This window comes from Butyrivibrio sp. MB2005 (assembly GCF_000424285.1).
GTDB lineage: Bacteria > Bacillota > Clostridia > Lachnospirales > Lachnospiraceae > Butyrivibrio.
In genome coordinates, this window is the sequence record NZ_AUJP01000011.1 from 212,458 (window position 1) to 222,214 (window position 9,757).

The window sequence follows — 9,757 nt, forward strand, 5'->3', positions numbered from 1 at the left end:
ATTTATACATCTTATGAAAACAAAGTGTGTTATAATAGATAAGATGTTGTTTTTAGTTTTAAAGGTATTAGATCTATGAAGTTTACAAGAGTTAATAAGGATACAGTTAATTGCATAATCACAGAAGATGATATGGACGAGCAGGGCCTTAAGCTTGAGGACCTTTTTGATAAGAGTAAGGAAGCAATGGATTTCCTCCATGACGTAATGGAGAGAGCTGCACAGGAAGTTGATTACAAGCCTACAGGTGCTTTTACACCAATGCAGATCACAGTTCTTCCCGATCACTCGATTTCGCTTACATTATCTGAGAACGCTGAGGAGGCCTTTGCAGATATGCTTAAGAACCTTACAGAGAAGGCAGGTCTTAAGCTTCCCAAGAATTTCCTTGAGGAACTTGGCGATGTATCTGAGGAAGAGAGAATTCCCAAGCTCAGTGAGTACCTGCAGAATCTTAAGGAGTTCACAAGTTCTGTAAGAGATATGGCTAAGAAAGTTGAAGATGCCGTTGAAGATAAGAATAATGGTGAGCTTCCTTTCATAACAGAGAACGACTCCAGAAAGACTAAGATCAAGAAGGATAAAAAGGACAAGAAACGTTCTGAAGAGCTCGATAAACTGAACTTTACATCCTTTGTATTTGAATATGATTCACTTAGAACAGTTATAAGGCTTTCCAAACAGATACCTAAGAAGTATTCTTTAGCTACATCACTTTATAAGGATGCTTCCACAGGCAAATATTACATGCTTTGCGACAGGAAAAAAGAGAAGTCAAGAAACTTTGCTTCTGTATTTTCAATTTGTTATGAGTTTGGTAAGTTCGTAACCACAAAGGATATTGCGATTTATCACATGGATGAGAATTTCGACACCATAATAAAAGAAAAGGCAGTTGAGAAATTAAGGAAACTCTGATACGAAAACAGAAAAGGAACGGCTAAAAGGTCGTTTCTTTTTTATATCACAGGAATTCCTATTTTTATAAAAAGTATTTAAGCACAGACTGATTTGGATGCTGATTATGTTTTGATATGAGGTTTTCATGAGCACTGATAATGAGATCAGATTAAATAAATTCATAGCCATGTGCGGTGTCTGTTCAAGGCGAGATGCAGACAAGCTTATCGATGATGGGAAAATAACCGTTAACGGAGTTGTTGCTACCCAGGGAATGAAGGTCACTGATAACGACATTGTTATGTATGAGGGTAAGCAGATTAAACCCATGGAAGAAAAGGTTGTCCTTGCTTATAACAAGCCCGTTGGAGTTGTTTGTACAGAGAAGGATGACCACGCTGAGAGAACCATTATTGAAGACCTTAACGTAGATATGCGTGTTACCTATGCAGGGAGACTTGATAAGGATTCTGAGGGTCTGATGATTCTTACAAATGACGGCGATCTTATTCAGGCTATGATGCGGGGGGCCAACGGGCATGAGAAGGAATATGTTGTTGAGGTTGATCATAAGATCACTGATAGATTCCTTCGTGAAATGGAAAAGGGCGTTTATCTTCCAGAACTAGAGCAGACTACAAGACCCTGCAAGCTTACGAAGATTACAGATACATGTTTTAAGATAGTGCTTACCCAGGGTCTTAACAGACAGATCAGACGAATGTGTGATGCTTTTGGCTATAATGTAGTTAAGCTTAAAAGAATCCGCATTATGAATGTGGAGTTACAGGGACTTAATTATTCAGAGCACAGAGTTCTGGAGGGAGAAGAACTGCGGACTTTATACAAAAGCGCAGGACTTGATATTTGAAAAAAGTATAGGGGAGATTTTATGGCAGAAAAAGAAATAGTACAGAGATATAAAGAGCTTTCTGATACAATACGTTATCACATGGATCGCTATTACAATCAGGATGCACCGGAGATATCCGATTATGAATACGATCAGCTGATGCAGGAGCTTAAAAAGATAGAAGCTGAGAATCCTGAGCTTGTAACCTCGGATTCTCCAAGCCAGATTGTGGGCGGAACAGCCAAGAGAGAAGCCGGTGTTAAGGTAACTCACAATGTTCCAATGCTTTCTATTGAGGATGTTTTTGATAAGGCAGATGTAGAAGCATGGATAAATAAGGTTCATTCAAGACACCCGGATGCAGCTTTTTCAGTCGAACAGAAAATTGACGGTCTTAGCATGACCTTAAGATATGAGAGGAATCCTGAAAAAGAAGGATACATGAAGCTTTCTCTTGCTGAGACCAGAGGTGATGGAATGGTGGGCGAAGATGTAACAATAAATGCCCTCGTTATTCCCGATGTAATAAAAGAGATCAAGTTTGATGCGGACTATCTTGAGCTTAGAGGCGAAGTCTATATGTCACATGAGGACTTTGACAGATTTAACGAGACTCAGGAAAAGCTCGGCAAAAAGGTTGCTGCGAATCCCAGAAACCTTGCTGCAGGAACCCTTCGTCAGCTGGACAGCAAGGTTACAAAAGAACGCGGACTTAAGATGTTTATCTTCAATGTTCAGGACGGACCTGCAGAGCTTATGCAGAGCCACTGTGATGCACTTGATAAGCTTAAGGCTCTTGGCATACCGGTAGTAGCCCATAGAAAGTGCATGAATTTTGAAGAGGTTTCTGCTGCGATAGATGAAATTGGCGAAACAAGAGGAGACCTTTCCTTTGATCTTGACGGCGCTGTTATTAAAGTAGATAACACAGTATGGAGAGATGATTTCCCTGCAGGAAGCAAATATTCCAGCGGCCATATAGCATATAAGTATCCGCCGGAAGAGCGCATAGTTGTAATGGATGAGATTCTCGTGGATGTGGGAAGAACAGGAAAGCTCACCTTCACAGGACAGTTCCATGATAAGGAGACTGGAAAGCCTGCAAGACTTTGCGGTACATCAGTATCAAGAGCAACTCTTCACAATCAGGACTACATCAGAGATATGAAGATCGGTATCGGCGGATCCTACAAGCTCTTTAAATCAGGTGAGATCATTCCTAAGCTTAACGGCTGCGTTGATGAGCCTGAGGTTGTATACGAAGCACCTCATAACTGTCCTGTTTGCGGACATCCCTTAGTAAGAGAAGAGGATACAGCTGATATCAGATGCGTTAATCCTACATGTCCCGCACAGGTCACAAGAACAATTGCATATTTCACATCAAGGGATGCCATGAATATTATGGGCCTTGGTGATACTCTTATAGAAGCCCTTACTAAGGATGGTTATCTGTCAAATTATGCGGATATCTACGACCTCTATAAGTACCGCGATGAGATGATAGAAAAGGGCATTATCGGAAAAGAGAAAAATACAGATAAGCTTCTGGCTGAGATTGAGAAATCAAAGTCCAATAACCCTGTTCAGCTTCTTACAGGTCTTGCCATCAGAAATGTTGGAAAAGCAACAGCAAGAGAGATCATGAAGCATATCACTGATTTTACAGAGTTGTTTAGCATTACTGTTGATGGATTTTTATCTATGCCTGATATAGGCGAGACCACAGCAAATGACCTCTATGAATTTTTCCATGACGAGGATAACAGAGCTCTTGTCATGCGAATGAAGGAGAGCGGTCTTAACATGACAGTTGAGAAGGATGAGGATGCTTCCGATAAGCTGGCTGGAATGACTATTGTTGTTACAGGTACACTTCCTACACTTGGCAGAAAAGAAGCAGAAGAGCTTATTACCAAGAACGGAGGAAAAGCCTCCGGAAGCGTATCTAAGAAAACCACTATGGTTCTCGCCGGCGAAGCTGCAGGCAGCAAGCTCACAAAGGCTCAGGACCTTGGCATCAAAGTAATTGATGAAGCAGAGTTTTTGGAGATGATAAAATAATCCCATCTTAATCTGGAAAATAGTGCTTGGAATGTTTTTTTGATATACTACAAAAAATAGTAACGGAGGACTGGTAAAGTGCCTATTAAAATACTTAACGATCTTCCTGTGAGGGAGATACTTGAAAAGGAAAATATATTTGTTGTAGATGAGAACAGAGCGATGCATCAGGATATTCGTTCATTGAATATCTGTATTTTGAATCTGATGCCGTTAAAAGAAGATACAGAGCTTCAGCTTCTCAGGTCACTTTCAAATACGCCTTTGCAGATAGATGTATCCTTCATGAGAGTAAGCTCCCATAAATCACTCAATACATCGCCCAACCACCTTAACAGGTTTTATCACACCTTTGATGAACTAAAGGATAACACCTATGACGGACTCATCATCACAGGTGCTCCTGTTGAGCAGATGGAATTTGAAGAGGTGGATTACTGGCCGGAGCTTTGCGAGATTTTCGAGTGGTCCAAAACAAATGTAACATCAACATTCCATATTTGTTGGGGAGCACAGGCAGGACTTTATTATCATTATCATATTCAAAAGAGATTACTCCCTGAGAAGCTCTTTGGACTTTTTGAGCATAGGGTTGAAAACAGGAAGGTGCCGCTGGTTCGAGGCTTTGATGATGTTTTCCTTATGCCTCATTCAAGACATACTGAGACACCGGCATCTGCAATTCATTCCTGCAGCGATCTGGTAGTGCTTGCTGAGTCAGCTGTTGCAGGAGTTTTCCTTTGCATGTCAAGAGATGGCAAAAACATATTTGTAATGGGCCATGCTGAGTATGACAGACTAACTCTCCACAACGAGTATATAAGGGACCTCAGCAAAGACCTTCCTATTCATGTGCCGGTAAATTACTATCCTGATGATGACCCTGATAACACACCGAAGCTCACTTGGAGATCACACTGCAACAACCTGTATTCCAACTGGCTCGACTATTATGTATATCAGGCAACACCCTATAAGTGGGGACAGATACTGGATGATGAGAGAAGAAACAAGGCTGCAAGCGCACTTACCTCTGAACAATAAAACATAAAAGTTTTATGAAATCTCATTCAAGATACTCGCAAACGATAATAAATAAGTTAAAATATAATATATCGGTTATATTCTGAAACTTTGAAAACACATTTATCGCGGAAAAGGGGTGCACAATGGGCTTAGATCTTGAAGAAGAGGAAAAGGAAGTAAAGGTTGCTTCACCAAGGACCAGGACAAAAAGAACCAAGGAGCTCCTGGAAGAGAACTCAAAAAAAGTAGAAGAGCTTTCTAATGAACATGAGAGTCTTGAGAAGGAGATAAGTGCGATCGACGGAGAGGATAAGACTCTCGGCGATAAAGATGTTGTCGGAATAGACATCGAGCACGAGAAATTCGGCAAGGGCAAAATTGCGAAGCAGGATGGCAAGTACATTGAAGTCCAGTTCAACGACGTTGTTAAGAAATTTGTGCTTCCCGGCGCTATTGCTGATGGATATCTTCGAATAAATGATGAAGAGCTTGTTGATTTCTTCAAGAAAAAGAACGACGTTCATAATCGTATGCTCAAAGCACAGGTTGCACTTCGTTCAAATGAGTTCACATCAGATAGAATAAAAGAAGAAATCGAAAAGATTAAAGAAAAAGCATAATACTATTTAAAATACAAGATATGCTACAAATACGACCCTCCAAATTTGGAGGGTCGTTCAACATAGTGCACACTATTCTTAGGTTTAGATTTACTGTAATGCCGTGTTTATGTTTTTTATGAGGAGGGTAACCATGGATTTTACAAAAAAGCTGATGAAACCGTTGGTATTAGGCTTTTGTTTTTTGTTTATGCTTTGCTTAAGTAAGCAAATTACGAAGGCGCAGGAGCAGGATACTACTTGGCAAAATGAATTTTCCATTAGAGATACCACTAATGTTTCGGATTATGACAGTGTCCATCATTATCTATTTATCCGTAGATATACCGGAAATGCTTCGGTAGTGACAGTTCCAAGTAAAGCGGTAAAAGACGGAGTTGAGTACACAACTGTTGTAACTGGTAGTGTGTTTTCAGGTAATCAGAAAATAACATCCGTAACCTTCGAACAGGGCTGCAAAGCAGCAGACATGGGATTTTTATTTGACGGTTGCAGAAATCTTACAAGTATTACGTTTAATAATCTGGATACCAGCCTGATTGGCAGTGATCCGCTAAACCCTAGCACCAGGGCATTCGTCGCCACTTTTGAAGGGTGTGAAAAATTAACGAGTCTTGATCTGAGTTTTATTAATTCTACAAATGCAACTGATATGTGCAGGATGTTTGCAGAATGCTCTTCACTTGAATCTGTCAATTTAAGAGGCCTGGATACTTCTAAAGTTACAAATATGTTGGGCATGTTTGATGGATGTGATTCTCTTAAGACTTTGGATTTAAGCGGCTTTGATACAAGTAACTGCGAACAAATGAGAACAATGTTTAAAGATTGCTCTTCTCTTGAAAAAATCACATTTGGTCCGAATTTCAAGGCGCAAAAAGTTTCGGCCTTTAATAGTATGTTTTATGGATGTACGGCCCTTGCGTCTATTGATTTAAGTACATTTGATACTTCAAATGCAACGACTTTTGCTTCTATGTTTGGATATTGTCAGTCATTAGCTTCGTTTAATTTTGGCAATTTAAATACTTCCAAGGTAAATGATATGTCAAGCATGTTTTATGAATGCACATCACTTGCTTCGGTTGATTTTGGAAGTATAGATACTTCAAACGTTACAAACATATCACATATGTTCCGTAAGAATATTTCTCTTAAAACACTTGATCTAAGTGGTTTTAATGCAGCTAGTGTATCCAATGCTGATTACATATTCTATGAGATACCGACCCTTGCGACCGTAGATTCTCCTAAAAATCTGAGCGTTAATATTATGTTTTCAGGAGATTATAAATATTACCTTGATGACAATAAGGATGGCATTCCTGATTCTACAACCTCCTACACAGGAATGTTGCAATCAGCAGCTTCTCACAGATACATTGGAAAAACGGATGCAGAACTTGCTGACATTTTGCCGAAACCGCAGACCATAAGCTTTGAGCGAAAGAAGATAAAGATAGCCAAGGGCGACCAATTTAATATCACCTATAAGAGTAATGCCAAGAAAATATCATGGTCTACAAGTGATAAAAAGGTAGCAACCATAACCCAGTCCGGAACTCTTAAAGGAAAGAAAAAGGGAAAATGCACTATAACCGCAACTACTGATGGCGGCGCAAGCGCTACATGCGAAGTAACCGTACAGTCTGATCCTATAAAGCTTAAGAGTGTAAAGGCATCAAAGAAAAAACTCACTTTAAAGAAGGGTAAGAAGTACAGCTGCTACACTGATTTTGCTATGCTTCCATACAACTTCTCAATTAAGAACATAAGTTTCAAATCAAGCAATAAATCAGTTGCCAAAGTAAATAAGAATTCCGGCCTGATCACACCTAAAAAGAAGGGTAAATGTGAGATTACGGTAACAGTTAAGGATAGAGCCGGCACTATAAAGACATGTAAGATTAAAGTGGTTGTAAAGTAAAAGAGATTCTTAGTATGAAAAATCATGTGATACATGCTAATTACCGTGATATGATAAAAGATAGAATCTGCGCTTAGCAGAGCTATAGATGACATGCCTGATGATTTTATTATTAGGCAATTTATGATGATTCACAAATCGGAGGTATTTAGTATGCTTTTGTGTGAGTATAATGAAGAAGAAACAATGAACTTGTTCAAAAAAGAGGGCATACAGGAAGGACTACAGCAAGGACTTCAACAAGGACTTCAACAAGGACAACTGCAGCATCTTGTCAAACAGGTTTGCAAAAAGCTTAGAAAATCTAAAACAGCTGTTGAAATATCAGAAGGGTTGGAAGAAGATTTAGATGAAATAAAAAGAATCTGCGCTATTGCAGAAAAATACGCTCCTGACTATGACATAGAGTCTATATATAATGAGTTGATGAAAGAAAAGGTTCTAAGCTGATTATTGTTTTGTTAGACTCCCCGGATTATTCCGGGGAGCTTTTTAGCTTATAATTCTTCTGCAACAAGGAGGAGAATTATATGTTACAGATTAATGATGAGACAATCGCAAATTATGCGAATTATTTACAGGAGATGGAGAAATCAAAAGCCACAGTCAGAAAATATGTGCGCAGCATCTGTAGATTTTGCAATTGCTGTGGAGGAAACATAAAGTCAAAGGCTGTGATTCTTGAATATAAAGAAACACTTCATAAGCAGGGTTATAGCATTAGCACGATAAATGGAAATATTGCAGCTATAAATTCTTTTTTGAGTTTCGCAGGAATACCTGAATGGAAACTTAGATCACTTCGCATCCAAAAGAGAAACTTCCAAATTGATGATAATGAAATAACATTTGATGAATACAGAAGAATGATCGAGACATCTGAGAAAATCAGTGATAAAAGGATGCCATATATTCTGATGACTCTTGCAAGTACAGGAATAAGGATCAGTGAGCTTCCATATATCACACCGCAGGGCCTAAGAAGGGGAAGAATTCAGATAAGTCTAAAGGGGAAAATCAGGATTATTCTGATACCTGAATCTCTGTCAAAAACATTGCTTATCTATTGCGAGAAAAACAAAATTATCGAAGGAAGTATATTTATTTCAAGAAATGGCAGACCGCTTCACCGAAGCTATATCTGGCGCAAATTCAAGGAAATCGCTATAAAGGCAGGTATCGACCAAAACAAAATATATCCGCATAACTTCAGACATTTTTTCGCAAGAACCTACTATGATGCATATAGTGATGTCATTCATTTAGCTGATATCTTAGGTCACAGCAGCGTCAATACAACAAGAATTTATACTATGCGCCGCGGCGCAGAAGAACGCGACAAAATCGAAGCTCTTGGCCTGGCGGTTATCTAACCGCCAGGCCTAAGTTATATTAATCATTTCTTAAGACATTTCGTATGTGTTTCTTAATAAACCAATGGCGGTTTTGTGGTATTATCTTTTTTGCGTGATCACGTGATTTAGTAGTATATAAGATTTTCGGTTATTTCACCAAAGAATACCCAGTATCATTTGAAATATTCAATAAAGGGAATCTTTAAATACAGAATATCAAAACTATGCATAATGGCGGCCATACAAAGGTTGTATGGCTGTTGAAAGTGGCACTTTTTTGCCGTATTATGAAGAAAGGAAAATAAATGATTGAGCAGACAGATATATCAGGTACTATAGATATTACGAATAAGGAAGCGCAGTATGATGAATGTGTGAAAAGATTATTGTCAAATAGACTGGTACTCGCATGGATCATGAAAGAATGCGTTCCTGAATTTGCGCAGTTTTCTATATCTCAAATAGCAAATAAATGCATTGAAGGAGAGCCGCAGGTATCAAAGATTGCGGTTGATCAGGATCAGCTTGATAAGGACGAACTTCAATATCTTGAGGAGTTGCCGGATGGCAGAATCGAAGGACAAAATACAGAAGATAATTCGATAAAAGAGGGAAAAGTCTATTACGATATAAAATTCTCAGCAGTTGTACCGGACTCAAAGGAACCGGTTCATCTCATTTTGAATGTCGAGGCGCAAAAGGACGATGATCCACCATATCCTCTTATCAAGAGAGCTTTATATTATGTAAGCCGTATGATAAGCGCACAGAAGAACACGGTCTTCATTAAAAGTCATTATGAGAAAATTCGTAAGGTTTATTCTATATGGATTCAAATGAATGTTGATGACGAATATAAGAATACTATTACACGGTATAGAACGGTTGAGGAAAATGTCATCGGAAATGCATTTGAAGTGTTGTCCGGCACATTAAATGAGTCCTCAATCTTCACTTTAAATGAGGCTGCATAGGGTGTCAGACAAAGGGTTCAGTCAGATTGTTTGACACC

The 9,757-nt window shown here is 38.9% G+C and carries 9 protein-coding genes; all 9 read left to right on the forward strand.

Annotated elements, in window-relative coordinates; all coding sequences use genetic code 11:
- Positions 1–75: 75 nt before the first annotated feature.
- Positions 76–918: an adaptor protein MecA gene (locus tag G610_RS0107700; RefSeq protein ID WP_026524333.1), complete on the forward strand. Its 843-nt coding sequence runs from the start codon at positions 76–78 to the stop codon at positions 916–918.
- Between the two features lie 127 nt (positions 919–1,045).
- Positions 1,046–1,771 (forward strand): pseudouridine synthase, encoded by a 726-nt coding sequence (locus G610_RS0107705; RefSeq protein WP_026524334.1) that lies wholly within the window; start codon positions 1,046–1,048, stop codon positions 1,769–1,771.
- Between the two features lie 21 nt (positions 1,772–1,792).
- Complete coding sequence (ligA, locus tag G610_RS0107710) at positions 1,793–3,817, forward strand: NAD-dependent DNA ligase LigA (RefSeq protein WP_026524335.1); 2,025 nt, start codon at positions 1,793–1,795, stop codon at positions 3,815–3,817.
- A gap of 78 nt (positions 3,818–3,895) precedes the next feature.
- Entirely contained in the window at positions 3,896–4,861 is a 966-nt protein-coding gene (gene metA, locus G610_RS0107715; protein WP_026524336.1) for a homoserine O-acetyltransferase MetA, read from the forward strand.
- A 125-nt stretch (positions 4,862–4,986) separates the two neighbouring features.
- Positions 4,987–5,463 (forward strand): hypothetical protein, encoded by a 477-nt coding sequence (locus G610_RS0107720; protein WP_026524337.1) that lies wholly within the window; start codon positions 4,987–4,989, stop codon positions 5,461–5,463.
- Between the two features lie 133 nt (positions 5,464–5,596).
- Positions 5,597–7,390 carry a BspA family leucine-rich repeat surface protein gene (locus G610_RS22090; RefSeq protein ID WP_051197824.1) on the forward strand — a complete coding sequence of 598 codons (1,794 nt, stop codon included), beginning with the start codon at positions 5,597–5,599 and terminating at the stop codon, positions 7,388–7,390.
- A 153-nt stretch (positions 7,391–7,543) separates the two neighbouring features.
- Positions 7,544–7,840 carry a hypothetical protein gene (locus G610_RS20180; protein WP_035797171.1) on the forward strand — a complete coding sequence of 99 codons (297 nt, stop codon included), beginning with the start codon at positions 7,544–7,546 and terminating at the stop codon, positions 7,838–7,840.
- An 80-nt stretch (positions 7,841–7,920) separates the two neighbouring features.
- Positions 7,921–8,763 carry a tyrosine-type recombinase/integrase gene (locus tag G610_RS0107735; protein WP_026524338.1) on the forward strand — a complete coding sequence of 281 codons (843 nt, stop codon included), beginning with the start codon at positions 7,921–7,923 and terminating at the stop codon, positions 8,761–8,763.
- Positions 8,764–9,050: 287 nt separating this feature from the next.
- Positions 9,051–9,719, forward strand: coding sequence for a hypothetical protein (locus tag G610_RS20185; RefSeq protein WP_051197826.1), 669 nt, complete (start codon positions 9,051–9,053; stop codon positions 9,717–9,719).
- Positions 9,720–9,757 lie beyond the last annotated feature (38 nt).

Coding starts and splice junctions, on each gene's coding strand:
- G610_RS0107700 (WP_026524333.1), top strand. CDS start 76: ATGAAGTTTACAAGAGTTAATAAGGATACAGTTAATTGCATAATCACA.
- G610_RS0107705 (WP_026524334.1), top strand. CDS start 1,046: ATGAGCACTGATAATGAGATCAGATTAAATAAATTCATAGCCATGTGC.
- ligA (WP_026524335.1), top strand. CDS start 1,793: ATGGCAGAAAAAGAAATAGTACAGAGATATAAAGAGCTTTCTGATACA.
- G610_RS0107720 (WP_026524337.1), top strand. CDS start 4,987: ATGGGCTTAGATCTTGAAGAAGAGGAAAAGGAAGTAAAGGTTGCTTCA.
- G610_RS22090 (WP_051197824.1), top strand. CDS start 5,597: ATGGATTTTACAAAAAAGCTGATGAAACCGTTGGTATTAGGCTTTTGT.
- G610_RS20180 (WP_035797171.1), top strand. CDS start 7,544: ATGCTTTTGTGTGAGTATAATGAAGAAGAAACAATGAACTTGTTCAAA.
- G610_RS0107735 (WP_026524338.1), top strand. CDS start 7,921: ATGTTACAGATTAATGATGAGACAATCGCAAATTATGCGAATTATTTA.
- G610_RS20185 (WP_051197826.1), top strand. CDS start 9,051: ATGATTGAGCAGACAGATATATCAGGTACTATAGATATTACGAATAAG.